This is a genomic window from Pontibacterium granulatum (genome assembly GCF_029961155.1).
Lineage (GTDB): Bacteria > Pseudomonadota > Gammaproteobacteria > Pseudomonadales > Balneatricaceae > Pontibacterium > Pontibacterium granulatum.
On record NZ_JASBRH010000004.1, the window covers coordinates 252,635 to 277,595 of the forward strand.

At 55.4% G+C, this 24,961-nt stretch carries 21 protein-coding genes; 16 read left to right on the forward strand and 5 right to left on the reverse strand.

Features of this window, described 5'->3' with window-relative positions:
- Positions 1 to 71: 71 nt before the first annotated feature.
- Both QKW35_RS05890 and QKW35_RS05895 read left to right on the forward strand, forming a co-directional pair.
- Positions 72 to 791 carry a HupE/UreJ family protein gene (locus tag QKW35_RS05890; protein WP_282351412.1) on the forward strand — a complete coding sequence of 240 codons (720 nt, stop codon included), beginning with the start codon at positions 72 to 74 and terminating at the stop codon, positions 789 to 791.
- A 19-nt stretch (positions 792 to 810) separates the two neighbouring features.
- Positions 811 to 1,410 (forward strand): hypothetical protein, encoded by a 600-nt coding sequence (locus tag QKW35_RS05895; RefSeq protein ID WP_282351413.1) that lies wholly within the window; start codon positions 811 to 813, stop codon positions 1,408 to 1,410.
- Positions 1,411 to 1,471: 61 nt separating this feature from the next.
- On the opposite strand, the gene QKW35_RS05900 is transcribed toward QKW35_RS05895, so the two are convergent.
- Positions 1,472 to 4,024, reverse strand: coding sequence for a putative bifunctional diguanylate cyclase/phosphodiesterase (locus tag QKW35_RS05900; protein ID WP_282351414.1), 2,553 nt, complete (start codon positions 4,022 to 4,024; stop codon positions 1,472 to 1,474).
- Between the two features lie 11 nt (positions 4,025 to 4,035).
- On the reverse strand, positions 4,036 to 4,965 hold the full coding sequence (locus tag QKW35_RS05905) for a substrate-binding domain-containing protein (RefSeq protein ID WP_282351415.1): 930 nt from the start codon (positions 4,963 to 4,965) through the stop codon (positions 4,036 to 4,038).
- A 520-nt stretch (positions 4,966 to 5,485) separates the two neighbouring features.
- On the opposite strand from QKW35_RS05905, the gene QKW35_RS05910 reads away from it, so the two are divergent.
- The 11 genes from QKW35_RS05910 (at position 5,486) to QKW35_RS05960 (ending at position 16,718) form a co-directional block, all read left to right on the forward strand.
- A complete protein-coding gene (locus QKW35_RS05910; protein WP_282351416.1) occupies positions 5,486 to 6,271 on the forward strand; it encodes a response regulator in 786 nt (261 codons plus the stop codon).
- 23 nt (positions 6,272 to 6,294) lie between these two features.
- Positions 6,295 to 7,002, forward strand: a complete 708-nt coding sequence (locus QKW35_RS05915) for a helix-turn-helix domain-containing protein (protein WP_282351417.1) — start codon at positions 6,295 to 6,297, stop codon at positions 7,000 to 7,002.
- 104 nt (positions 7,003 to 7,106) lie between these two features.
- Positions 7,107 to 8,000: a DMT family transporter gene (locus QKW35_RS05920; protein WP_282351418.1), complete on the forward strand. Its 894-nt coding sequence runs from the start codon at positions 7,107 to 7,109 to the stop codon at positions 7,998 to 8,000.
- Between the two features lie 74 nt (positions 8,001 to 8,074).
- Complete coding sequence (locus tag QKW35_RS05925) at positions 8,075 to 8,917, forward strand: bifunctional helix-turn-helix domain-containing protein/methylated-DNA--[protein]-cysteine S-methyltransferase (RefSeq protein ID WP_282351419.1); 843 nt, start codon at positions 8,075 to 8,077, stop codon at positions 8,915 to 8,917.
- A gap of 130 nt (positions 8,918 to 9,047) precedes the next feature.
- Complete coding sequence (locus QKW35_RS05930) at positions 9,048 to 9,773, forward strand: UTRA domain-containing protein (RefSeq protein WP_282351420.1); 726 nt, start codon at positions 9,048 to 9,050, stop codon at positions 9,771 to 9,773.
- Between the two features lie 202 nt (positions 9,774 to 9,975).
- Complete coding sequence (locus tag QKW35_RS05935) at positions 9,976 to 11,001, forward strand: putative 2-aminoethylphosphonate ABC transporter substrate-binding protein (protein WP_282351421.1); 1,026 nt, start codon at positions 9,976 to 9,978, stop codon at positions 10,999 to 11,001.
- Positions 11,002 to 11,092: 91 nt separating this feature from the next.
- On the forward strand, positions 11,093 to 12,163 hold the full coding sequence (locus QKW35_RS05940; RefSeq protein WP_282351422.1) for a putative 2-aminoethylphosphonate ABC transporter ATP-binding protein: 1,071 nt from the start codon (positions 11,093 to 11,095) through the stop codon (positions 12,161 to 12,163).
- Between the two features lie 3 nt (positions 12,164 to 12,166).
- Positions 12,167 to 13,885 (forward strand): putative 2-aminoethylphosphonate ABC transporter permease subunit, encoded by a 1,719-nt coding sequence (locus tag QKW35_RS05945; RefSeq protein ID WP_282351424.1) that lies wholly within the window; start codon positions 12,167 to 12,169, stop codon positions 13,883 to 13,885.
- Positions 13,886 to 14,114: 229 nt separating this feature from the next.
- Positions 14,115 to 15,236: a 2-aminoethylphosphonate--pyruvate transaminase gene (locus QKW35_RS05950; RefSeq protein WP_282351425.1), complete on the forward strand. Its 1,122-nt coding sequence runs from the start codon at positions 14,115 to 14,117 to the stop codon at positions 15,234 to 15,236.
- A gap of 61 nt (positions 15,237 to 15,297) precedes the next feature.
- Complete coding sequence (phnX, locus tag QKW35_RS05955; RefSeq protein ID WP_282351426.1) at positions 15,298 to 16,128, forward strand: phosphonoacetaldehyde hydrolase; 831 nt, start codon at positions 15,298 to 15,300, stop codon at positions 16,126 to 16,128.
- Positions 16,129 to 16,484: 356 nt separating this feature from the next.
- Complete coding sequence (locus tag QKW35_RS05960) at positions 16,485 to 16,718, forward strand: hypothetical protein (RefSeq protein WP_282351427.1); 234 nt, start codon at positions 16,485 to 16,487, stop codon at positions 16,716 to 16,718.
- Positions 16,719 to 16,808: 90 nt separating this feature from the next.
- On the opposite strand, the gene QKW35_RS05965 is transcribed toward QKW35_RS05960, so the two are convergent.
- On the reverse strand, positions 16,809 to 17,921 hold the full coding sequence (locus QKW35_RS05965; RefSeq protein WP_282351428.1) for a GGDEF domain-containing protein: 1,113 nt from the start codon (positions 17,919 to 17,921) through the stop codon (positions 16,809 to 16,811).
- Positions 17,922 to 18,289: 368 nt separating this feature from the next.
- Between QKW35_RS05965 and QKW35_RS05970 the strand changes: the two genes are divergently transcribed.
- The 3 genes from QKW35_RS05970 to QKW35_RS05980 are packed head-to-tail and all read left to right on the forward strand — an operon-like array spanning position 18,290 to position 24,086.
- Positions 18,290 to 20,431: a TonB-dependent receptor plug domain-containing protein gene (locus tag QKW35_RS05970; RefSeq protein ID WP_282351430.1), complete on the forward strand. Its 2,142-nt coding sequence runs from the start codon at positions 18,290 to 18,292 to the stop codon at positions 20,429 to 20,431.
- Positions 20,432 to 20,460: 29 nt separating this feature from the next.
- Positions 20,461 to 21,438: an ABC transporter substrate-binding protein gene (locus tag QKW35_RS05975; RefSeq protein ID WP_282351431.1), complete on the forward strand. Its 978-nt coding sequence runs from the start codon at positions 20,461 to 20,463 to the stop codon at positions 21,436 to 21,438.
- Positions 21,438 to 24,086, forward strand: coding sequence for a response regulator (locus tag QKW35_RS05980; protein ID WP_282351476.1), 2,649 nt, complete (start codon positions 21,438 to 21,440; stop codon positions 24,084 to 24,086). The genes QKW35_RS05975 and QKW35_RS05980 overlap by 1 nt, the downstream gene beginning before the upstream one ends.
- Before the next feature lie 17 nt (positions 24,087 to 24,103).
- Here the strand turns inward: QKW35_RS05980 and QKW35_RS05985 are convergent, their stop codons facing one another.
- Both QKW35_RS05985 and QKW35_RS05990 read right to left on the reverse strand, forming a co-directional pair.
- The gene (locus QKW35_RS05985; protein ID WP_282351432.1) at positions 24,104 to 24,472 is read right to left on the reverse strand and encodes a hypothetical protein; all 369 of its coding nucleotides are present in this window, start codon (positions 24,470 to 24,472) and stop codon (positions 24,104 to 24,106) included.
- Positions 24,472 to 24,957 carry a DUF2489 domain-containing protein gene (locus QKW35_RS05990; RefSeq protein WP_282351433.1) on the reverse strand — a complete coding sequence of 162 codons (486 nt, stop codon included), beginning with the start codon at positions 24,955 to 24,957 and terminating at the stop codon, positions 24,472 to 24,474. The genes QKW35_RS05985 and QKW35_RS05990 overlap by 1 nt, the downstream gene beginning before the upstream one ends.
- Positions 24,958 to 24,961: the final 4 nt, after the last annotated feature.

The window sequence follows — 24,961 nt, forward strand, 5'->3', positions numbered from 1 at the left end:
CAGTGCTGTCGCCAGGTCTTCGATCAAGTGACGGATCGTTTGTGCCTCCGATTTTTTATAGAGCAATCAAGATGCTAAAACCATCACAGATTCGATGGGGGTCATCCCTGTCTGCCCGCACCCTGCTGCCACTGGTGCTGCTGTCCGGCTTCAGTTCCCTGGCAATAGCTCACGGTGTAACCGAGGGCGACGCTCTCTTTATCGAACAGGCCAGTGGCCTGCAGCTGCTGCCCTTTATCTACCTCGGCGCCAAACATATGGTGACCGGTTACGACCACCTGCTGTTTCTGTTGGGGGTCATTTTCTTCCTCTACCGTATGCGCGAAGTGGGGATCTACGTCACGCTGTTTGCCATTGGCCACAGTGTCACGCTGCTGTTCGGCGTACTCAGCGAAACCAACGTCAACCCTTATATCGTCGACACCATCATAGGTCTGTCGGTGGTGTACAAGGCGTTAGATAACCTGGGTGCGTTCAAGCGCTGGCTGGGTTTCCAACCCAACACCAAAGCCGCTGTGTTGATCTTTGGCTTCTTCCACGGTTTTGGTCTGGCGACCAAGTTGCAGGATTTCACCCTCTCCGAGGACGGCCTCGTGGGTAATATCCTCGCCTTTAATCTGGGTGTGGAGATCGGCCAAATGCTCGCCCTGGGAGGCATTCTGATCCTGATGAACGCCTGGCGCCGTAGCCACAGTTTTGCCCGCCAGGCGTTTGCCGCCAACGTGGTCTTGATGGCCGCCGGCTTCCTGCTGATCGGCTATCAGCTCACCGGTTTTGTTATTGCAGCTTGAACAGAGAGGAGTAGACAAAATGCGCGATATTACAGATGTAACTCACGAAGGGCTGCCATCCAAAACCAGCCTGTTCAAAGCCACCGTGGGTGCGGCCCTGCTGGGCGGTGCCCTGCTGATCACCACCGTTTTACCTGCGGAATACGGCATTGATCCCACCGGCCTGGGTAAGGCGATGGGCCTTACTGCCCTGAATAGTAGTGCCAACTCCATTCCCTTCAGCCCGGTTATATCCCCCGCGATAGCCGAATTAAACCCGCAGGACAGCTCCCCGGTCCGTAAACGCAGCGAAACCTATCAAACCAAAACCTTCAGCCTGAAGCTGGCCCCCGGTCAGGGTACCGAGCTCAAGGCAATCATGGAGCAAGGCGAGCGCTTTATCTTCCACTGGGAAGTGGAAGGCGGCGTGGTGAACTTTGATATGCACGGAGAGCAACCCAATGCGGCAAAGGATGAGTTCACCAGTTACTGGGTTGCCCGCAATATGCCAAGGTCCAGCGGTTCATTTACAGCGCCGTTCAAGGGTAGCCACGGCTGGTACTGGCACAACCGTACCGATAATCCAGTGACGGTGCATCTGTCCATGAGCGGATTTTTCCGGGATGTGTATATGCCGTAAATCCACGGCGAAGTGAGAAGGTGGAGGGCGGGCTCTGTCCTTCACCTGTTTATTGGGTAGATCAGGCGCCTTCCTGTACGGGCTGCATTGCCACGGACTCAACCGCTTCACTCCGGCAATACTTCACCAGATCGTCAAATCCGAGCGGTTTGGAGTAGTAGTAGCCCTGAATCTCTTCGCACCCTTCAGAAACCAGGAAATCCAGTTGCCCCTGATGCTCCACGCCTTCAGCGGTCAGTTGCAGTTCAAAGCTCTTCGCCAGGCTGATGATCGCCTTGGCAATTGCCACACTGTTACGATCATTTGGTAAGCCGTCCACAAATGCCTTATCCACTTTCAGACGGGTCACCGGCAGTGTCTGCAGGTAACTCATGGCCGAATAGCCGGTACCGAAATCATCGATCGCCAAGCCAATGCCCATCTGGCGGAACTGCTTCAGGGTCTGGATTGCTTCCTGAATATTGGTGGCGATATAGCTTTCGGTGATCTCCAGCTCCAATTGCTTCGGCGCGACACCCGTGTCCTTCAGGATGCGTAAAAGCTTGGGCATCAACTCGTAATTGCTGAGCTGGACGTTCGACACGTTCACACTTACATGCTGCAGGTTGATGCCCATCGCCAACAGGCGGCTGAAATCATGACAGGCTTTCTCCAGCACCCATTCGCCGATCGGGATAATCAGCCCCTGCTCTTCCGCCAGCGGGATGAAGTCCGCCGGAGACACCATGCCCAACTCCGGGCTGTTCCAACGAATCAACGCCTCAACCGAGATAATACGGCCGGTCAGAGTACAGATCTTTGGCTGATAGCAGAGCAGGAACTGTTCCCCGTCCGTGATTGCCTGCTTCATCGCCCGGGACATCTCCGCACGTTTTTTCATTTGCGCAGAGAGGTCGCTGGAGAAGAAGCTGTAGTTGTTACGCCCCTTCTCTTTGGCACTATACATTGCAAGGTCCGCGCACTTCAGCAATGACACCTTATCCTTACCGTCCATTGGGTAGATGGCGATGCCGATACTGGCTGAAATGCCGATCTCCTGACCATGCACCGGAAAAGGTGTGCTGAACAGATTGAGGTATCCCTCAGCGATAACCTCCAACTCTTCGGCACCGTCCACCGGGTTGACGATAATGTTGAACTCGTCACCACCGATCCGGGCCAGTACATGATTTTTGGGCGCATACCCTTTAAGGCGGGCGGCGACCTGAGCCAACAGCGCGTCACCTACATTGTGCCCCTGGGTATCATTCACCTGCTTAAACTGATCCAGATCGATAAAGAACATCGCCAGTTTCTGAGACTCTGACGCGGCCGATTCCAGCGCCGATTCCAGTTGGAAGTCCCAGTATCGGCGGTTGGGTAGGTGTGTCAGCACATCGTGGTTCGACAGGTACTCCAGCTCTCGCTTTGACCCCTGCAGCGAGGTTTCACGTTCACGAACCGTTTCCGCCAACTGGTTGATGCTGCGGGAGACCACTTCCAGCTCATCGTCCGTATTTAAAGGTGGCGAGCTACTGTAGTCACGCGCTTCGATCTTCTGAATCTGCGCCATCAATTTGCCCAGTGGCCTCTCAAGCCGCCACTTGATGAAGTAGTGCACAGATATCAAGGTCAGCAGGGCTAGGCCAATCAACCAGGTCACCAGATGTTTTCGGTTTTCAGCCAGCGTGCGCACCAACACGTCACGCTCCAGACGACCATCGACAATGATCGGGCCATCCACGCTGTCGATACGCATTCGCCCTGCATAATTGAGCTCGGTTTCAACCACCTTCAAACCGGCCAGTGCCGCAGCATCAAACAAGGAGGGAGGTGTTTCTTCAGCCCCCGTGTTGAGCTTGCGCACTTCCAGTGTCATATCCAGATCGGCGGACAACGCAGCCACATACTGGGGGTCGATGGTGCGGGACATCTCGATATGCGCAATCGCCTCACCATCCTGGGCATAAAACAGGCTTAGATGGGACGTAAGCCGAAGTCCCCTTTCGGTGTATTGGTAGGTAACGACACTGCCTTGCTCGATCCGCTTCTGGGCATAGAGTGCGGCGTGCTGCAGAGCGACCAGATCCCGGTCGGCCCCGCCTAGCGGATGCTCGTGGTACTCGAACTCGTTTTCGTGGCGGCGCAGCAATCGGGTCCGGCCGTCCGCATGAGAGATGATATTGAGAGCATAACCATTCTCGCCACGGGCCACGTAAGCGATCAGCTCGCCACGCTGATTATAGAGAGCGATATCGTCGTTAAATGAGAGTCTGACACGCTTCAACAGCTCTTCAGCGATGGTCTTCTTCTCTTCGTCGATCAGGAAAGTGTTGTAGTTGTTTTTGTCTTCGTAGTTGTTGATCAGATCGATGGACGCCATGGTGGGTTCGTGTTTCTCGATAAACACTATCCCCTCCAACAGGCTTTTCTCAACCCCAAGGATATTCAGCTCTACGCGTTGAAACGCGTGGCGCATACGGGTTTCGGTGGTTTCCAGGAAACTCTTTTTGAGGAAACCATCAAAATACAACCCCAGCGCAGACAGTGTAAAAATGCCCGCCAAGGTAATGAACACCGCAACCGTGATCGATACCTTTTTATGCACATTGAGGTTACTGGATAGATCAGACATAGAGCTTCAACTTAAAAAATGGGTGCAACGAACTCAACGTTCTCAGAGGTCACCATCTGGACCGGAATCACGATATGCTCTGGGACGGTTTCACCGGCCAGTGCCTTGATGACGGTATCGACCGTTTCAGGTCCCCCCAAAGGAAACTTGATGGTCGCAGTCTGCTTGCCATCCCTAATGGACTGCCGGGCCTCACTGGTGTAATCCACCCCCACCATCACAACCGTGGCCGGATCAATGCCATATTTTGCCAGTACCGGGCGCACACCACTGAGCATGCTGTCACTTTCGGAGAAAATTGCATCAACACGTTCCCCGCTGGCCAACAGCTTCTCCATCTCCATCAGCGCATCTTTGCGCAGATAGTTGCCGGTGCGTTTGATCACCTGAATCTTGGGTGAGTTTGCCACCACATCCAGAAAGCCACGGCTGCGCAACTGAGTCACATCGGCGGTCAGTATCCCCTCTAGCAGCAAGACTTTACCTTTATCGTTCAACTTATCCGCGATAAAGCGGCCTGCAATGGCACCAATCTCGTAGTTGTCGGAATTGATAAAGGTGGTGTAATCACGGGTTTTCACACCCCGGTCTAGCACAATCACCTTGATGCCGGCCTGGTGGGCTTTAGAGATAACAGGCACGACCGAGGATTCATCGTTGGTCCCAACAATCAACACATCCACCTGCTGACTGATAAAGTTCTCGATATGGCGAATCAGCAACGCCGTTTTGCCCTGCGCATCGGAGTAGATAAATTCCAGATCGGGCTGGTTGGCAATCGCATTACGCACAGCCACCACCTGAGCTTTACGGAAGTCATTTCTCAGCGTGTCCTGGGCAAAAGCGACAACGGCCCGCTGTGCTTCCGCAGCTTTCACCGGCATGGTTAAGAAAAGCAGCAGCGTAACCAGCCAATATCCAGCTCGTTGAAATCGTGTCATAACGTCCACCAAATACATCATTCTGTTTGAATCTCATTAGCAGCCGCTGTATTAAGACCGCCTAATATTCCGCAAAGATTATATGGACAATTGACAAATATCTACCAAACACCGCAAAAAACCTGACATAAAACACGACAAAATATTAAATATTTGGCTTAGCAAGCGTGTTTAGACAGAACACCCAAAAGATAGAAAAACCCAAATATCTGTTTGAATCCCTGCATTGGCGGAAGGTTTGGCGCGTCGAGTATAACGATCAAACGTTAACGTTTTTTAAACGGTCCCCGACGGCGCAGTTGCGGATGTGGCCATATTGAGGGATGACACAGCACTGAGGACGGGGCTCTCTCACTCTCCCTGCACGCGCTGCCATCCCATGAATCTGCATCAAACTTTATATAAATTTCAGCAGCTTGGCCGTGCTTTTTTAGCTTCGGGCTTCTGAAATGCTCATTCCGCGTGCTAAGCTGCGAAATGCAAAAAATATCAGTGCATTAGAAGAAGACAGAGTAATTGCATGGCAGGCCTGAAAGTTCTGATTGTTGATGACGCACGCTTTATTCGCGATCTGGTAACCAAGATTGTCAGCGCCGGTTTTCCCCAGTCCGAGGTGAAGGCGGCGGAAGACGGTGACGTCGGTCGCAAGCTGATGATGCAAAACAAATTCGACATTATCCTTTGCGACTGGGAGATGCCGGGCATGTCTGGCCTTGAGCTCCTGCAGTGGGCACGCCGTGAACCCAACTACCAGACGGTCCCGTTCCTGATGGTGACCAGCCGTGGCGAACGCGACTACGTTTTAAAAGCGGTGCAGTCCGGCGTCAATGATTACATCGGCAAACCGTTCGAGCCGGCTCAACTGATCGAGAAAATAAAAACCTGGCTGGCGAAGGGCGGTGAAACCAACGCCGTGGCCCGTCGTCGTGCAGCACAGCTGCTGGCAGCCGAACAAGGTGCGACAAAGAAACCGACACAGAAAAAACCGAAAGGGCTGGCCCAGCTGCGTTTTGGTGGTGCCATGCACCGCTGTGCGGTCAAAGAGCTAACCCTTCAGCAGGTGAAAGTCGCGGTAAAACGCGAAGACGGTATCCCATCCATGCTGGAACCCACCGTTGTGGATATCGAGCAGGTAAGTGGCCAGGACACCATCCAGCTCAACGGTTTTGTACGTGCCATCGAAGCCCACGAACCGAAAGTCGACACCATTTTCCTCAACGTGGACGTGCTCTTTGTGGATAACGATCCTGAGAAGATGGAACTGCTGTCCCGTTACATCGAGCAGATGCGCAAGAGTGCTGGGTAAACACCCGGCTCTTGCCCCTCACCATGAATGTCCGCCTCTCGATCCGATCCTACACCCGCACCATGCATGCCCACGCGCATGATTACTATCAACTGGTACTGCCACTTCAAGGCGCAATCGCAATCACCACAGCCGGCGCTTCGGACCGGGTTGGTCCCGGTCGATGTGTGATTATTCACGCGGGCACAGAACACAGCTTTGCGGCAGATGAACGGGCCCGTTTTCTGGTGGCCGACCTGGACGCGCTGCCGGAAAACATGTCTACGCTGAGCACCCCATTTACCAATATCTCGTCGCCGCTGCTGACCTTCTGCCAATTTGTGGAGTACCAGCTACAACACAGCCACAACCCCGATCTCAACCGTGAAATAGGCAAGCTGTTTGTCAGTCTGCTCGCCGTAGAACCGTTCCAGGCCCAGTATGACCCGCGCATCTCACGGGTGCTGGAGCACCTGCAGCAGGATCTGGCCTGTACACCCAGCGTAGCGGAACTGGCCGCGATCGCCTGCCTTAGTCTGAGCCAGTACAAAACCCTGTTTAAGCAGCAGACAGGCCTCTCCACCAGCCAGTTCCTGCTCAAGCTGCGTATGGACAGGGCCCGCGCCCTGCTTGCCCACACCGATTACCCGGTCAGTATCGTGGCCGAACAGGTGGGTTATACCGACCTGTCCGCCTTCAGCCGCCGCTTCTCCGAGCACTTCGGCCAGTCTCCACGCCAATTCCGAGGCTGAGCAGATTCGGCTTTCGCTCTAACTAAACCGGCTATTCAGCACAATTCACTATCAAGAACTGATTTACACTGCTCCTGTCTACAACAAGCTTCGGGAAACAGACCATGGCAACAGCACTGGGTATAAGCGCAATTCTGCTGTGGGGCATCCTCGCCCTGCTTGGCACTATGACCACCAGCCTACCGGCCTTTAAGCTGCTGTTCATCTGTTTCGCCATCTCCGCCCTCATCATGTTTGCTCGGCGCATGATTCGCGGGGAGCGTATTCTACGAAGACCAAACCTGCCGCTGCGTAGCTGGCTGATCGGCATAACCGGTCTATTTGGCTTCCACTTTTTCTACTTTATGGCGCTCAGGCAAGCTCCGGCGCTGGAGGTAAGCCTGATTGTATATCTCTGGCCACTGCTGCTGGCGGTATTGGTCGCCCACAGCGACCAGCGCTTGCGCGCATTACTGGGAGGTTTGGTGGGCTTTATCGGCATTGTGGTCTTGATGTCAGGCAAAGGCGAACTGACGCTGTCGGGCGACTCCACTCTGGGTTATCTGCTGGCAATCCTCTGCGCGCTGATCTGGTCGAACTACTCGGCCTATCTAGCCCGCTCACCGGGCAAGGTGGATGATATCGGCTGGATCTCGCTGGCGGTTGCGGGCCTTTCCCTGCTCGCGCACCTCATCCTAGAGAGCAATTTCTCACTGGATGCCTCGCTATGGCAGTTCTCAAGCAGTGAATGGTTGGGTGCGATCCTGCTAGGCCTGGGGCCAGTGGGCGGAGCCTTCTACCTCTGGGATATTGGCTTGAAACAGGGCAATAAAACCCTGCTGGCCTCGCTGAGCTTTTTTGCCCCGCTGATATCCTCCGTTGCACTGGTAGTGGCAGGACAGGACAAACCTTCTGTAGAACTGCTGATCTCGGTAGGTTTGATCATGCTGGGCGGGTTGATTGCCAACCGTAACTCCCAAAAGCCAAGGACAAAAACGCTGGATAACACCACCCCTTGAGCAAGAATCGGGTGGTCGACTGAATTTACATCGCGCACACTAAGGACAGGTTTCATAACAGGATCAGCCTAGCGATGAGTTCAAAGCAGCACTACGACACCGTGGCCCGCGCCATCGAATATATCCACAGCCGTGCCCGCCATCAGCCTACGCTGGCGGAAGTAGCCAGTGCCGTGGGTAGCAGTGAATCTCATCTGCAGCGGATTTTCAGCGCCTGGGCGGGGATCTCTCCCAAACGTTTTCTGCAATACCTGACCAAGGAGTACGCCCTGCAGGCGTTGCATAACGCCGATGATCTGCTCAGTGTGTCGCTGGACAGCGGCCTGTCGAGCCCCGGCCGTTTGCACGACCTGATGATCTCCTGCGAAGCGATGACACCCGGCGAGATCAAGTCCGGGGGGGCAGGCGTTCAGATCGGATACGGCTACACCGACACCCCATTTGGCACTGCGCTGATCGGCTGGACAGCGCGCGGCATCTGCTATCTGGCGTTCTGTTCCGGTGACGAGGCAGAGCGTCTGGATGAGCTGAAGTCCCAGTGGTGCGCCGCCCAATCAGCGGAGGATTCCAAACAAGCGGCCCAGTATGGTGCACAGATTTTTCCAACCACCCCTATCCCCGGCAAGCTGCACCTGGTGCTGCGTGGCACCAACTTCCAGATCAAGGTGTGGGAAGCGCTGCTGAAGGTCGAACCTGGCCAACTGGTCTCCTACGGACAGCTTGCGCAGCAGCTGGGAATACCAAACGCGCAACGGGCAGTGGGCACGGCGGTCGCCAAAAACAACATCGGCTTTCTGATCCCCTGCCATCGGGTCATTAAAGGCACGGGCGAGTCGGGCAACTACCGCTGGGGTAGTACACGCAAGCGAGCGATGCATGTCTGGGAAGGCGGTCAGCATCCGCTTATGAACGATTAGTTGATCCAGCGCCACCAAACCTCTCTGCTTCACTGGCACTTCATAAAAGGTTCACAGGTCTGTAATCTAACCAGCTGTTAATATGCCGCTTCTTTCAAAGCACGATCTTCAAATGAACACGGAGAGCTGGATGTCCGGGCGTAAAACGGTCACTTCACTGCAGGTGGTGGAGTACCTGAGAAATTGTATTGAACACGGTGATCTGCAACCGGAAGACAAGCTGCCGTCCGAGCGCGTGATCAGCGAACAGCTGCAAACTACCCGTGTGACCGCCCGCGAAGCATTGAAACAGCTGGAAGCCGAAGGCGCCATCTACCGTTCCAACCGCCGGGGCTGGTTTGTCACGCCGCGTCGCATCAACTATGACCCAAGCCGTAGCACCTTCTTCATGGACTACGTAGCCGCCCAGGGATTCACCCCGTACAGCACGGAGCTGGGCAAGGCACGGATCGGGATCACTTCACGTCTGGCGCGCAAGATGGGTGCAGCGTCCGACGAGACTCTGGTGAAGCTGGAGCGTGTGCGCGGTGCAAATGGTCGTGCGGTGTATCTGGAGACTATCTATTTACGGGAGAGCCTGCTGCCGGGTATCTATGACAAGTCTCTGGAGCGCTCTGTCAGCACCGTATTGACGCACGACTATGAACAGGCGTTCAGCACGGTTGAGCTGGATATCACGGTGGGCGCTTTAACCGCCGAACAAGCCGCGTTGCTGGACGCACCCGCCGGTTATACCTGCATCTGTGTGCACCGAATTACCCGTAATGCAGATGGCGATGTACTGGAGTACGATCGAGAATACTGGCGTCATGACTCACTGAATCTCAACGTCCTGATCGATAACCGCAAAGGCTAAAACCCTACTATTTATAAGGTCTGCAGCGAACTGGTTCTTTTCACTGCAGATCCTTTCCACCTCTCCTTACTGACATCAGAAACGAAAGTCTGCCCGTCATAATTCTTTTTTATTACTGTCACAGGATCGTCAAATTCCACATATAACCTGCTCGCATCCCTGGTGTAGACCAGACCAAGACTTATCGATCAGGAATGTGACCATGACTTTCAAGAAACTGTTTTCCGGCCTGCTCGCTGCAGGTGCAATGACTGCAGCTACCGCTGCGATGGCGGGTACTGAACTGACCGTCTACACCGCTTTCGAAGCGGAAGACCTGAAGCGTTACGCAAAAGAGTTCAACAAACAGCACCCTGATATCAAGATCAACTGGGTACGTGACTCTACCGGTATCGTGACGGCCAAACTGCTGGCTGAGAAAGAAAACCCACAGGCTGACGTGGTGTGGGGTCTGGCGGCAACCTCCCTGCTGGTGATGAAAAACGAAGGCATGTTGTCTCCATACGCGCCTAAAGGCGTGGAAGCCCTGTCTCCTAAATTCCGTGACAACGACGCAACGCCATCCTGGATTGGTCTGGATGCGTGGATTGCGGGTATCTGCTTCAACACTATCGAAGCGGAGAAGCACAACCTGCCTAAACCTACCTCTTGGGAAGATCTGACCAAGCCTGTTTACCAGGGTCATATCATCATGCCTAACCCGAACTCTTCCGGTACAGGCTTCCTGGACGTAGCGTCCTGGCTGCAGATGTTCGGCGAAGAGAAAGGTTGGGACTACATGGACCAACTGCACACCAACATCGCTCGCTACACTCACTCCGGTTCCAAGCCTTGTAAGCTGGCGGCAGCCGGTGAAGCGCCAATCGGTATCTCCTTCGCATACAAAGGTGCGAAGCTGAAGAAGAAAGGTGCGCCTCTGGACGTAGTGTTCCCTAAAGAGGGTCTGGGTTGGGACATGGAAGCGGCGGCGATCGTGAAAGGCACCGACGACATGGCTGCTGCTAAGAAACTGATGGACTTCGCAGCGTCCCGCGAAGCAAACGTAATGTACAACGTGGGTTACGCGGTTGTAGCAATCCCTGGTGTTGCGAAACCAGTTCAGTACTACCCGGAAAACCCGGAAGCGATGATGATCGACAACGACTTCGCTTGGTCTGCGGCAAACCGCAGCGCCATCCTGAAAGAGTGGCAGGGTCGTTACGACAGCAAGTCTGATCCTAAGAACTAATCAGAATAGTTCGCGCAAAAGCGGGGTGCGCGCAAGCGTACCCCGCTTCGTCGTTTCTTTGTCACTGTAATCCAACATCGGGGGAGTTATCATGAGTCGCTCATACCTCACTATTAAAAACGTCCATAAACACTTCGGTGACTTTGTTGCCCTGAAAGATATCTCACTGGAGATCCAGGAAGGCGAATTTGTCTGCTTCCTGGGGCCTTCCGGCTGCGGCAAAACCACATTGCTGCGGGCAGTTGCCGGTCTCGATATGCAGACCGAAGGAGAGATCTTTCAAAGCGGCAAAAACATCTCCTGGCTGCCACCGGAACACCGTGACTTCGGTATCGTTTTCCAGTCCTATGCCCTGTTCCCGAACCTGACCGTCGCCGAAAATATCGCCTACGGCCTGCGTAACCAGAAAGTCCGTCGCGCTGATATTCGTAACCGCGTGGACGAACTGCTGACGATGATCGGCCTGCCGGATTCCGGTAAGAAATTCCCATCCCAGCTGTCCGGCGGTCAGCAGCAGCGCGTAGCGCTGGCACGTGCCATCGCCACCAAACCGGGTTTGTTGTTGCTGGATGAACCCCTATCGGCACTGGATGCCCGTGTGCGTCTACACCTGCGCCAAGAGATCAAATCCCTGCAGCGCCAGCTGGGTGTCACCACCATCATGGTGACCCACGACCAGGAGGAAGCACTCTCCATGGCCGACAAGATTGTGGTGATGAACCAGGGTGTGATCGAACAGATCGGTACCCCGGAAGAGATCTACTCCAACCCGGCGACCCGCTTTGTTGCGTCGTTTGTTGGCACCATGAACTTTATCCCGGCACAGCGGGAAGGTAACCGTGTACGTGTCGGCACGCGTGAGATGAGCTGCCGCGGTCATCACAACCTGCAAAGCGAACACCAGGGCGAGATGAACATCGCCATCCGTCCGGAAGATTTCCGCGTACGCTACAACGGTGATGCCACCAACACCCTGCGCGCCGACGTGCGCAACATGGAATTCCTGGGCTCCTTCGTACGCACCGAACTGGATCTGGACGGTGTCGGCGATCCCGTGGTGGCCGACTTTTCCATGAACGACGTACGCGATATGAACATCCAGGTGGGTGGCGAGCTGATGCTGGACCTGCCGGAAAACCGTCTTCATCTGTTTGAGCACTAATGTATGTCTGTAGCACTGTCTCCGCCAGGATTCCTGGCTAAAAACCGCCTGGGCAAACTGGGCCTGGATCGAGGTCTGCAGATTGCAGGGGTCGTCATCGGCATCCTGTTCCTGGTTGTCACCATGGTGTTGCCGCTTTACGCGATCCTGTCGAAGAGCGTCGAGAACAAGGACGGCGACTTCGTAGGCTGGACCAACTACCTCGAGTACGCCTCCAACCCGAGCCTGCTCAACTCCATTACCAACTCCTTCACCATCGCCATCATCACCACGGTGATCGTGATCTCACTGGCACTGATGACCGCCTATGCACTGACCCGTACCTGCATGCCATTTAAGGGTGTGGTACGTGTGCTGGTGATGGGCCCGATCTTCGCCCCTTCCCTGCTGCCGGCGATCTCATTGGTGTACCTGTTTGGTAACCAGGGCGTGTTGAAAAGCTGGCTGATGGGTGAAAGTGTGTACGGCCCGATCGGCATCGTGATCAGCCTTGCGTTCTGGTGTTTCCCGCACGCGGTAATGATCATCACCACCGCCCTGAGTAACACCGACGCACGCCTGTACGAGTCCGCCCGAGCCCTGCGCACCAGCCCGATCCGTACCTTCTTCACCGTGACCCTGCCGTCGATCAAGTACGGCTTGATCAGCGCCTCGTTTGTGGTATTCACCCTGGTCATCACCGATTTCGGTGCCCCGAAGGTGATCGGTGGTCAGTACAACGTGCTGGCGACGGATATCTACAAGCAGGTGATTGGTCAGCAGAACTTCCAGATGGGTGCGGTGGTTTCCGTGATTCTGTTTTTGCCTGCCATCCTGGCCTTCACCGTGGACCGCTGGGTTCAGCGCAAGCAGGTCTCCCTGCTGACCGCCCGCGCCGAACCGCTGGTTCCGAAGAAGAACCCACTGAAAGATAACGTGATGCTGCTGCTTTGCCTGCCGGTCATCATCACCATCATCGGCGTACTGGGTATGGCGGTATATGCGTCCCTAGTCACCTTCTGGCCCTACAACCTGGAGCTGAGCTTCAACAACTATCAGTTCGACCTGATGGACGGCGGTGGCTGGGAAGCCTATTACAACTCCCTGGAGATGGGGCTCTACACCGCCCTGTTTGGCACCGCAATCATCTTCACCAACGCCTACCTGGTCGAGAAAGTGCCGGGTATCAACGGCCTGCGTACCCTGTTGCATCTGGGCGCGATGATCCCGCTGGCTGTCCCGGGGCTGGTACTGGGTCTGGCCTACATCTTCTTCTTTAACAGCCCAAGCAACCCACTGAACAGTCTGTACGGCACCCTGGCGATTCTGGTGATCTGTACCATCGCCCACTACTATACCGTCTGCCATCTGACCGCGGTCACCGCACTGAAGCAGATCGACTCTGAGTTTGAAGCGGTATCGGCCTCGCTCAAGGTGCCGTTCTACGTAACCTTCTGGCGCGTGACGCTGCCGGTCTGTCTGCCTGCGCTGTTGGATATCTTCATCTACCTGTACGTGAACGCCATGAACACCGTATCTGCGGTGGTGTTCCTTTACTCCAGCAATACCATGCTGGCATCCGTGGCGGTGCTGAACATGGATGACGCCGGTGATATCGCACCTGCCGCAGCGATGGGGGTGTTGTTGATGTTCACCTGTATCGGCATCAAGTTGCTGCATTGGGGAATGTCTCACCTGTTGCTGGAACGCACCCAGCGCTGGCGCAACAGGAGCGCTACTTGATCGCTGGATAGTTGCGGTAAAGGGTCTGGTCACTGCGTTATGACAGTTCCGCGGCCAGACCCAAGGCTTTCTTATACCACCGCAATTTACCCACAAAACTGTCATATTTTTTTCTTTGAAAACTGGTATATACCAGATATAGAATTGCATACAAATGAACGGGCAACCCCTGCTTCCTCTCGGCACCAGCAGTCGCGGCGAGGCAAGCAGAATCAAACATGAGACAACCATGGACACCAACATTGCTGAGCCTTATCTGCTGACACCGGGACCGATCACCACTTCCATCACCACCAAAGAAGCGATGCTTCACGACTGGGGCTCCTGGGATGCGGACTTCAACGAGATTACCGCTGAAGTACGCCAACGCCTGCTGCGGATGGCCAACGCCGAAGGTACACATACCTGCGTACCGATTCAGGGCAGTGGCTCTTTCGCGGTGGAAGCCACTCTGGGCACGCTGGTGCCACGCGATGGCAAGGTGCTGGTACTAATGAACGGGGCCTACGGCAAACGTATCGGTAAATCGCTGGATTACATGGGCCGTACCCACGTGGCGATCGACACGGGCGACTACGCACCACCGACTGCGGCAGAAGTGCACGCGGCATTGGAAGCGGATCCGTCCATCACCCACGTTGCGTTGGTGTTCTGTGAAACCAGCTCCGGCATTCTCAATCCGGTGGCGGACATTGCCGCCGTGGTGAAGGGTGCTGGCCGCAGTCTGATCATCGATGCGATGAGTGCCTTTGGCGCGCTGCCGATCAACGCTCAGTTGCTGCCATTTGATGCGCTGATCTCCGCTGCGAATAAGTGCATTGAAGGGGTTCCGGGGTTTGGCTACGCGATCATTCGCGAGGAGGTCCTGAAAGAAAGTGCTGGCAATGCGCACTCCCTGAGTCTGGACCTATACGACCAGTGGCAGTACATGGAACGCTGTGGCCAGTGGCGCTTCACCCCACCCACCCACGTGGTCGCTTCGTTCCTGCAGGCGCTGAAGGAACACGAAGCGGAAGGTGGCGTTCAAGGCCGCCTGGCGCGTTACAGCCGCAACCGCGACCGTATGGTTGCCGGTATGCGTAAGCTGGGCTTCAAAACCTTGCTGGATGATCAGTGGCTGTCTCCAATCATCACTACATTCTTTAGCCCGACTGACGACAGCTTCGACTTCAAGGTGTTTTACGATGCCCTGAAGGCACGCGGCTTTATCATCTATCCGGGCAAACTGACCGAAGCAGACAGTTTCCGCCTTGGTCACATCGGTCAGCTTAACGATGCACAGGTGGACGGCCTGCTGGAAGCAGTGGCCGCCGTGCTGGATGACATGCAGATCAACCTGAACGCAGGCTGATCACACACGGTACATAACGGGCGAACATCAACGAACTATATTGATCCAGAGAGGATAAAAAATGACTTTTGGTTATCAGCGTTTCTACACCGGTCCTGTTACCGCCGTAGTCTTCGACTGGGCAGGCACAACGATCGACTTCGGTTCTCTGGCGCCAATCAAGGCGTTCTGTGGTCTGTTCGAAGAGCACGGTGTTCCGATCACATTGGCAGAAGCACGTGCCCCAATGGGCGCGGAGAAGCGTGAGCACATCGCTGCACTGCTGGCGATGCCACGTATCCGTGAGGCCTGGATCGACGTTAAAGGTTCCGAACCCACTGAAGCCGATATCGATGCGCTGTACGACCAGTTCATCCCGGTTCAGAAAGCCGCAATCGCAGAGCGTACGACCCTGATCCCGGGGGCACGCGAGACCTTTGCTTACCTGCGCGACAACGACATCAAGATCGGTGCTAACACCGGCTACAGCCAGGAGATGATCACCGACCTGCGCGGTCTGGCGGCGGAGCAGGGTTACCAGCCTGACTCCTACGTATGCGCCACCGACGTACCGCGCGGTCGTCCATATCCGCACATGACGCTGAAAAACATGCTGGAGCTGGAAGTGCTGAACGTACAGTCCGTGGTGAAGGTAGACGACACCCTGACCGGTATCGAAGAGGGGCTAAATGCCGGTTGCTGGACCGTAGGTATAGCGATCTCCGGCAACGAAGTGGGCCTGGATCTGGCGGACTGGGAAGCCCTGTCTATCGAAGAACAGGAAACGAAGCGCCAGGCAGCATACAAGCGCTTCCACCAGTCCGGTGCGCACTATGTGATTGATACGGTGGCAGACCTGCCAGCGGTGATCGAAGACATCAATGCACGTCTGTCTGCGGGTGAGCAGCCTTAAGCGATTGATCGCTTCAGTACGATATAAAGGGGAGCGTTTAGCTCCCCTTTCTTTTTGAGAATTTTCAGACTGCAGATCACTCGCCAGCTGCATTTGTAGGGCTGCCTTCAGGCTAAAGCCTGCCCTACAGATAAACGAAGCAGCGGGCAGGCTGATTACCTTCGATGACGACGAGCCTGCCCAACAGATAAAACCACCCCACCTGACAAGCCAATTACGATCCTTCCACCCTTTGACCCCGGTCAAACCCTGACAGGGATTTCCCTGACGATTTATTGAACGATTTTATTGTGCACTGCAAAACCCATCCGTATAATACTTAGGTCTTATTTTTCGGGAACGTCTGGAGCTGATCTATGAAAAACACTGTTTACACTGGCGTCGCTTGCGACGACCGCCGTATTGCCGCTGAACTGCAGGCAATGGGTGCTTTTGATCAGGCTCAGGCAGATGAAAAATCTGCATTGGTGAAAGCAATTGAAGCAGCCGGTGATTTCATCACTTGGATGCGCTGGAAAGGTGAAGTGGGTGTTTACGGCTGCCGTGTTGGCGCTGACTACGCGCGTCGCCTGGAAGCAATGCCAGCCTGAGCCAGACTACTTTCACTGCAGCGGGAATGATCTGTGACCCGCTGCAGGTTTTCTCTCCCGCCGCCGCAACCTCTTATATTTTTTCTTAGCTTATCGATCCGCCGTCCGCACGCAGTTACGCCCATCCTCCTTGGACTTATACACCCCCAGATCAGCCGCTTTAATCAGCATCTCCGGCCCTTCCATCGCCTCAGTGCGCGCCGATACTCCCACACTGATACTGCCGTGCCACTCGCCGTCGCCCGCTTTAACGCGCAGGCCATTGACGTTCGCACGTACCTGCTCGGCGACCCGCAGGCCGTCGTCCAGATCGGTATCCGGGCAGATAATCAGGAACTCATCACCGCCCAGCCGGGCAACGATGTCATCAGTGCGCACGGAATCACGCAGGGTGTGCGCCAGCTCCTGCAACACCACATCACCCGCATCGTGGCCGTAGGTATCGTTGATCTGCTTAAAGCCGTCGGCATCGATCATCATGCAACTGATCGGGCTGTGCTGGCTGTCGGCACGTAACCACTCCTGTTCGAAGGCCATCAGCGCATGACGGCGGTTCGGCAGACCGGTCAGGGCATCGGTCATTGCAATCGCTTCGAGGCGGGCATTGGCTGCGGCCAACTCGTGGGTGCGCGCTTCCACCCGTTCTTCCAGAGTACGGTTCAGTTCGGTCAGTTGACGGTTACGTTTGGAAACTTGCTGGAATAGGCCGTTCAGCGCATGCAGCAGGGGCTCGGTGGAGGTCGCACGCTCACGCTCTTCCTGGTCAAATGCTCCTGAACCGGTGCTGCCGGCATGGATCTCAGTGATCTGGCGGGACATGGACATATCGGTACCGAGGATATGGTAGGCCAGCCAGTGGGTGAGGAACTTCAGCACCGGCTCCCCCGAAGCCAAACGATTGTCGCGCAGTTCGCTACGGATGCTCAGCACCTCCTCTATAAAGTGCTTATGGGCTTCCTTGTGCGGTTTCAGGTGGCGCGGATCGATACCCGCCGCCTCCATAAACTGCTCCTCTTCACTGAAATGGTAGTGGGTATATTCGATCAGCTCCTGCAGCAATCCTTCCATGGCGAGGGTGGTTACTTCGTTCTGTTCCGCCAACAGATCCCCAAACCGGTTGATGATATCCACCAGTCGGTGGTGCTGATCATCAACCTCGTGAATACCCGTTAGAAAGCTTGAGTCCCAGCGAAAAGATTCCACGTCTACTGCTCCATACTGCCGATACCAAACGCTGCATAGTGTGGCCAAATTTCGATCAGGTCCAGCGCTTACAAACAGTTACCTGATGCTTATCAATACTTCCGGTTTTGAATTGCGGTACTTACGGTGACTGATAATTAACAACGGCGCCTGCGACGGGTGGTCCCCTTTGTTATACGGATATGCTATAACGCAATGAAAGCTGAAGGATGTTAGCGGCTCGGTTAGGATAACCCTTCAATAATAACTGACAAAAGTGGTTATGGACTGGATCCTCACGCATAACGGCTTCATCCTTGAAGCAATTGTAATGACAGGCATCATTATCTACGTGGGTACCCGGATCTAGCCACACTCGAAGCCTGTTTATGACGCAACCTCAGATTGGACCTGTTGTTTCTGCGCTCTTATTGGCCTGGCGTTCTGCGCGTAGTCTTGCCCCTCTAAGTGCTTTATCCCTGTTACTGGCTAACCCGTTGGCCCTGGCCGGCGAGGATATCTCCGAATTCACCGAAGCGGATCTGTTTGCCGATATCCCGGAAGTGGTCTCGGCCACGCGTCTGCCGCAACGCCTGACCGAAGCTCCCGCCTCAATCACAGTGATCGACCGGGAACAGATCGAGGCCTCCGGCGCGACCCGGATAGCGGATCTGTTTCGCCTGGTGCCCGGTATGCAGGTGTTCCACGTCACCCGAAACCAGAGTGGCGTTGCCTACCACGGTGTCAGCGACAACTTCCCCAACCGTATGGAAGTGATGATCGACGGCCGCAGTATCTACCTGCCCCTACTCTCCACCGTCGCCTGGGAAACCATCGGTCTGCAGTTGGATGACATCGATCATATCGAAGTGGTACGCGGCTCAAACGTTCCCACCCAGGGCTCCAACGCCTTTTTGGGTTCGATCAACCTCGTCACCCGCACGGCTCTCAGCGAACCGGCCAACAGCGTCAAGCTGATGTCCGGCAACCGAGGCGAAGAACGCGGCGAACTACGTCACAACCTGATCACCGATTTTGGTCATCTGCGCATCTCGGCAGGCGCCAGCGCCAATGACGGGGGCGCGATCTACAACGAGGGCGCTGAAAACCAATACATTAACCTGAGCGCATCCTCTACCTTGGGTCTGCAGGACACCATCGATCTGCAACTGGGTGCCAGCAAAGGTGAAACCTTTATTGTGGATGCAGACCAGCTGGACAACATCGCCAGCCCCCGTGATCATAATGCCAACTACCAGTACCTGGTGTGGAATCACGCTGCCTCGGATGCGGACGAGTTTCGTCTCAGCTTTTACCACAACTACCTGAAGCTGAATGTCGATCCCATTCCGGCCAACGAATGGCTGGCAAGGGAGTTTGAAGTGGATCTGGCTACAGCCACTGCCTATGCCAGCGCCTTTGGAGTCAGCGATGCGTTCTTTCGCCCGGACTCCGAACACGGCACCACCGAGCAGTACGATATCGAGTTGCAGCACACCCACTACGCCAACGAATCGTTACGCTTTATAAGCGGTCTGGGTTATCGCTTTGAACAGGCCAAAAGCGACGTATTGCTGGATACCGATGCATGGATCAGCGAAGAGCGCGGCCGCATCTTTGCCAATGTGCAGTGGAACCAGACCGACCAGATGATCTGGAACCTCGGTGCAATGTACGAGGATGGCAGCATCGCCGACGGTCGGCTCTCCCCCCGTCTGGCTCTCAACTACCTGATCGATGACAGCACCAGTGTGCGTGCCGCACGCACCCGCGCCTATCGTATGCCATCGCTGTTGGAGCGCCACAACACCTACAACCTGCGTCAGGACGACGCCAACGGCAATAACATCCTGGAGCAGCAGGCGACCGCAGCGGAAGGCTTGAAGCCGGGCCAGATCGACACCACCGAGCTGGGCTTCTACAAGCTGGTCCCGGAACAGAACCTGCAATTTGATGCCCGCCTGTTCCACGAACAGATCACCGGCGGCATCAGCTCCGAATTCATCGACGCCGCCCCGGACCTGATCATCAGCGATCCCTTCCTCGCCTCGCTTGAGAACGGCACTCGTATAACCAAAGGCAATGTTGAATTCTATGACGCCGCCGGCTTGGAATTTCAGGTAAAATACAAACCGCAGCCAGAAACATTGATGCTGCTAAATTACGGGCACGTAGAGGTAGACGGTCAGTACTTCAAAAAACCGGACGATACCATCCAGCTCCACCACTACGCTCCCAAGGACACCGTATCACTGCTGATCAGCCAGCAGTTCGCCGATAAGTGGCAGGCCAGCCTGGCCTACTACTTCATGAGCACAACACGGTGGTTTGAGGGGACCAGTGGCACCAAAGAGCGGAAGGCCTATCACCGGGCAGACCTGCAGATCAAAAAACGGTTTGCACTGTCGAACACCACCGATGCGGAGGTAAAACTGATCGTACAAAACCTGTTGGATGAGCGGTATCAGGAGTTTTATCCCAACAACCCCTTTGATCGCCGCGCCTACGTGGAATTCAAACTGCTCTACTAAGAGCAGCTCTGTCACAACGGATTGTGTAAATGGCACTTGCGCCACCCAACCCCATCAGGACAGTCAGTATCTTGCGCCGCTTAAGCTACTCACTGCTGTTTGCCCTGACCCTGTTCATCACCGTCTCACCGGAGGCCTCCGCTCGCCCTCTGGTGGTTCTCAGCGATAGCACCACCAGCTATCAGAAGGTGCTGAATACCCTGCGCGAAGTCAGCTCGATCGCAGTCGATCACATCACCGCTGATACTCTGGAAGCCTTCCCCGACCAACTGCAGCAAGAAACCTACGACTACTATATCAGTGTGGGTTCCCGCGCCACCGACACCCTCCTGAAGCACCTGCCGCAGGATGCCCCGGCAGTGATCGCCACCTTTATCCCTCGGCGTAGCTATCAATCCCTGTTGCGCGCCTACGACACACATCCGGTTGTCATCGACAAACGGATTTCAGCCATTTATCTGGATCAGCCCTATGATCGGCAGTTACGCTTGGCCCGGCTGATCAGCCCCCGCGCAGACGTGATCGGTGCCGCGTTCAGTGACCTCTCCGCTCGGGACCTGCCACTGCTGGAAGAGACACTCAACGAAACCGGACTGACTCTGGAATACCGGGTACTGGATGAGGACCAGAACCCGATCAAGCAGTTGCAACCGCTACTGGAAAAAAGCGATATTTTCCTGACTCTGCCGGACAAGGCTGTCTTCAACCGTTCCACCGCCAAGTGGATTCTCTATATATCGTTCCGCCTGCGTGTGCCGCTGCTGGGTTTTTCGCGTAAGTACGTGGAAGCGGGTGCCGTTGCCGGTATCTATTCCAGCGCCGACCAGATCGGTCGCCAGACCGGCGAGCTGATGGCCGAGTTAAATTTAGACAAACGTGTATTGCCACCCGCGCAATATCCGATGTATTTTTCTGTGGCCACTAATCCATCCGCAGCCAAACGGTTGCGCATCCGTATCCCTGCCAAGGCAGTACTTGAGCAGTCGCTTAAGGAGGCGGAACAGTGATGCTGAACCGTTTCAAAGATATAACCATCCGCCAGCGGGTACTGATTGTCAGTCTGCTGCCGCTGCTGCTGATTACACTTCTGCTGGGCAGTTACTTTATCCACAACCAGCTGGAGGATGCGGAAACCGCCCTACGCGAGCGGGGCGAGAGTATGTCGCACCTGATGGCCGCAGCCGCCGAGTTTGGCCTGATCACCGACGACAAGGAGATGCTTGCCAGCCTGATCCGCCACCCGAACCAGGATATCGATGTCGCCGATATCGTGTTCCTCAACAGCGATTTCGACGTGGTATTGCGTGCAGACCAGTACGGCTCCAATATCCGCCGTGACCAGAGCTACCCATGGATCACTGACAGATACATCTACTTTCTTCAGCCCGTGATGGCGACCGGTATCGACGTACTCGACTCCCCGGAGTTCAGCGACACCGAAACGGGCGGCAACCGACCGACCCAGGTGGGTTGGGTGGCCGTGGTCATGTCCCGTGTCCATACCCAGCATCGTCAGCAGGAGATCATCCTCAAGGGGATCACCATCGCTTTGGCAGGGCTGTTGGTAACCCTCTACTTAGCGATGCGTTTCGGCCGCCGTATCACCACCCCGCTACTGAAGATCACCGATGTGGTTGAGCAACTGGAGCGAGGCCACCTTAATGTCCGTGTACAGCACCAAACCACCGGCGAGCTGATGACCCTGTCACGGGGTATAAACAGACTGGCACAGCGCGTACAGGAGTCCAACCAGACCCTGGAAAGCCAGGTGGACAAAGCCACCAACCGGTTGCGTAAAACGCTGGTGCATATGGAACGCCAGAACCTGGCCCTCAACGCCGCACGTAAAAAAGCCGACGGCGCCAACCGCACCAAGGACGACTTCCTGGCGCGAATGAGTCACGAGCTGCGCACACCGCTGACCTCGGTACTGGGTTTCTCCCGTCTGCTGGACGAGACCAACCTGCGTCCCGAGCAGAAGGAATACACACGCATCATCAACCAGACTTCCTCTCTGCTGCTATCGATCATCGACGACATCCTGGACTTCTCCAAACTGCAATCCAACGCCATCAAGCTTGAGAAACTGCCGCTGAATGTTGATTCCCTGGTGAGCGATATCATCGAGATGCAGGCGCCGGCTGCACACAGTAAAGGCCTGGAACTGATCCCGCTGCTCGCCACCGATATTCCGGAAGAGCTGCACGGCGACCCGATGCGTATCCGCCAGATTCTCACTAACCTGGTGAGCAACGCCATCAAGTTTACCGAACACGGCCACGTGGTGATCCGTGTGTATCTGGAAAGCCAAACGGAAGATACCACCACCCTGATGTTTGAGGTGGAAGATACCGGGGTGGGTATTCCCAAGAACCGTATCCGCAATCTGTTCCAGGCGTTTACCCAGGCGGATAACTCCATCACCCGTAAGTTTGGTGGCTCCGGGCTAGGTCTGGTCATCGCCCGTCTGCTGTCAGAGTTGATGGGTGGCAGCATTGAACTGGAGAGTGAAGAGGATCAGGGCACGGTTGTACGTATTTATCTGCCGCTGTTCTGCCCTCAGCCACAGGCGCTGCCGCAGACTTACCACACCAATCAGGTCGTGATCTTCGACCAGCACCCGCTCAATCGCCGCAACCTGAAGAACCAGCTCAACCGTCTGGTGCCACGTCCGATCTCCGTCGCCTCCTGCGAAGAGATGCTGCGCCGTCAGGCCTCCGAAAAAGTAGGTGCCATCGTCTGGGGGTTAGAACCGAACGCCACCCGTTCCAGCGCCTTTGCCGAAGAGCTGCGTATGGTCTGCACCCAGTATCAGGGCCCGCTAATCCTGCTAGCGTGTGAGCCACCGGAACTGGCGCTGCCGGAAAACATCATTGTCCTGCGCAAGCCAGCCCGCACCAGCAACCTGCTGGGCGCCTTGCTACCGGACCAGTTCTCGGCACCGCAAGACGAATACAGCGAGGCCCGGGTCGAGCTGCCGCTACATATCCTGGTGGCGGAAGACAACGACTTTAACCGCCTGCTGATCACCCGTATCCTGGAGCAAGCCGGTGCCAAAGTAGCGACCTGTACCAACGGCGAAGACGCAATCCGCTGGGCGCAAAAAGAGAGCTTCGATCTGATCCTGATGGACGTACACATGCCAAAAGTGGACGGCATCCAGGCAACCGAAACGATACGGGAGCAGGACCGTCATACGCCGATTGTTGCCTTGACGGCCAACGTGATCGCCAGCGAACACCAACGCTTGCTGCACGCCGGTGCCAACAAGGTGCTGCTCAAACCGATCAATGACCAGGAAGTCAAAACCGCCATCAACGCCCTCACCCAGAAGGCACCGCTGGCCCAAACGCCAGTAGACGTCGAACCAGTCTCCAGCAGCCAGATGCTGGAGGATTACCAGATCAGTAAAGATCTGCTGCATTCGGAACTGCTCAAGCAGTTGGAAGGTTTACAAGCCGGGTTCGAAAACCGGAGTCCAGAGCGCATGCGCCACCATTCCCATCAATTGCTGGGCCTGGCGGGGCTATATGAACTGCCGGAACTGGAAGTGGTCGGCATCGACCTGAACCGTGCGATCAAGCAGGATGACATCCGGCAGACCTGGGACGCACTGTGGCGCCTGCAACGGATGATCGAACACAGTCAGTATTGAGCAAGTGGATAAGCGTGTTAGAAGTCGCGGTAAACGGGTTCCTTGGCGATCAGGATCGCCAGTTTCTCGGCAATCTTACCAATGCGCTCCCGCCCCTTGCGGTCGTAAATAATCATGCCGGACGCAGCGGGCGCGTGATCCTCATCGCCCTCATCCACCCCCACACAAAGCTGGCGAATCTTCTCCAGCTCCGGATCGTGCAGAATCGGCATCCCCAGGAACAGCTGCCACCGTTCCGGTTGCGCGGTATCGCCAGCAACCCCTTGCAGTAACTCAAGGATGTCCTTACGTGACGGTCGATAGGTAGGAGAGCGGCCAAATACCAGTGCCACCGCAAGTCCGGTGACGATCAGCAGGGTTACCAGGAAGACCGCTATAAATTCCATCAGTGAAAGTGTTTCTCAAACGGGTACTTGGAGAGCAATTCTGCCGCCTTCAGCAGCGCATCCTTGTTCTCCTGTTCAATACGCTTCATCTCTTGTGTATAGCGCCACTGGTCCTGTTTATCCAGCTCTTTCCACTTATCCAGATACGGGATGTGACGGGTTTGCTCGTAGACCGCGCTGATCACCGAAAAGTCCGGTTCCTGCTTCAATTGCGGAGCAAGATTATCGAGCAGTACGCTGATTCGGATGGTACCTTCCGTCAAGGTCATGCGCTCATCGTGAATCATCGCATTGGCGATCACATGGATACTCTCAATCAGGTAATCACGCTGCTCCTGCGCACGTGCCTCCAGCGCCCTCTGCTTCTCAGCCTGCTCCTCTTTCATCGACTTGATAGAGCTGTGTTGTTTCCAGATATACGCCAGCAATCCTGCACATACCAGTACACCCACAACAATCAAACCATAGACCCACGACTCAGACATTGTT

Coding starts and splice junctions, on each gene's coding strand:
- QKW35_RS05890 (WP_282351412.1), top strand. CDS start 72: ATGCTAAAACCATCACAGATTCGATGGGGGTCATCCCTGTCTGCCCGC.
- QKW35_RS05895 (WP_282351413.1), top strand. CDS start 811: ATGCGCGATATTACAGATGTAACTCACGAAGGGCTGCCATCCAAAACC.
- QKW35_RS05900 (WP_282351414.1), bottom strand. CDS start 4,024: ATGTCTGATCTATCCAGTAACCTCAATGTGCATAAAAAGGTATCGATC.
- QKW35_RS05905 (WP_282351415.1), bottom strand. CDS start 4,965: ATGACACGATTTCAACGAGCTGGATATTGGCTGGTTACGCTGCTGCTT.
- QKW35_RS05910 (WP_282351416.1), top strand. CDS start 5,486: ATGGCAGGCCTGAAAGTTCTGATTGTTGATGACGCACGCTTTATTCGC.
- QKW35_RS05915 (WP_282351417.1), top strand. CDS start 6,295: ATGAATGTCCGCCTCTCGATCCGATCCTACACCCGCACCATGCATGCC.
- QKW35_RS05920 (WP_282351418.1), top strand. CDS start 7,107: ATGGCAACAGCACTGGGTATAAGCGCAATTCTGCTGTGGGGCATCCTC.
- QKW35_RS05925 (WP_282351419.1), top strand. CDS start 8,075: ATGAGTTCAAAGCAGCACTACGACACCGTGGCCCGCGCCATCGAATAT.
- QKW35_RS05930 (WP_282351420.1), top strand. CDS start 9,048: ATGTCCGGGCGTAAAACGGTCACTTCACTGCAGGTGGTGGAGTACCTG.
- QKW35_RS05935 (WP_282351421.1), top strand. CDS start 9,976: ATGACTTTCAAGAAACTGTTTTCCGGCCTGCTCGCTGCAGGTGCAATG.
- QKW35_RS05940 (WP_282351422.1), top strand. CDS start 11,093: ATGAGTCGCTCATACCTCACTATTAAAAACGTCCATAAACACTTCGGT.
- QKW35_RS05945 (WP_282351424.1), top strand. CDS start 12,167: ATGTCTGTAGCACTGTCTCCGCCAGGATTCCTGGCTAAAAACCGCCTG.
- QKW35_RS05950 (WP_282351425.1), top strand. CDS start 14,115: ATGGACACCAACATTGCTGAGCCTTATCTGCTGACACCGGGACCGATC.
- phnX (WP_282351426.1), top strand. CDS start 15,298: ATGACTTTTGGTTATCAGCGTTTCTACACCGGTCCTGTTACCGCCGTA.
- QKW35_RS05960 (WP_282351427.1), top strand. CDS start 16,485: ATGAAAAACACTGTTTACACTGGCGTCGCTTGCGACGACCGCCGTATT.
- QKW35_RS05970 (WP_282351430.1), top strand. CDS start 18,290: ATGACGCAACCTCAGATTGGACCTGTTGTTTCTGCGCTCTTATTGGCC.
- QKW35_RS05975 (WP_282351431.1), top strand. CDS start 20,461: ATGGCACTTGCGCCACCCAACCCCATCAGGACAGTCAGTATCTTGCGC.
- QKW35_RS05980 (WP_282351476.1), top strand. CDS start 21,438: ATGCTGAACCGTTTCAAAGATATAACCATCCGCCAGCGGGTACTGATT.
- QKW35_RS05985 (WP_282351432.1), bottom strand. CDS start 24,472: ATGGAATTTATAGCGGTCTTCCTGGTAACCCTGCTGATCGTCACCGGA.
- QKW35_RS05990 (WP_282351433.1), bottom strand. CDS start 24,957: ATGTCTGAGTCGTGGGTCTATGGTTTGATTGTTGTGGGTGTACTGGTA.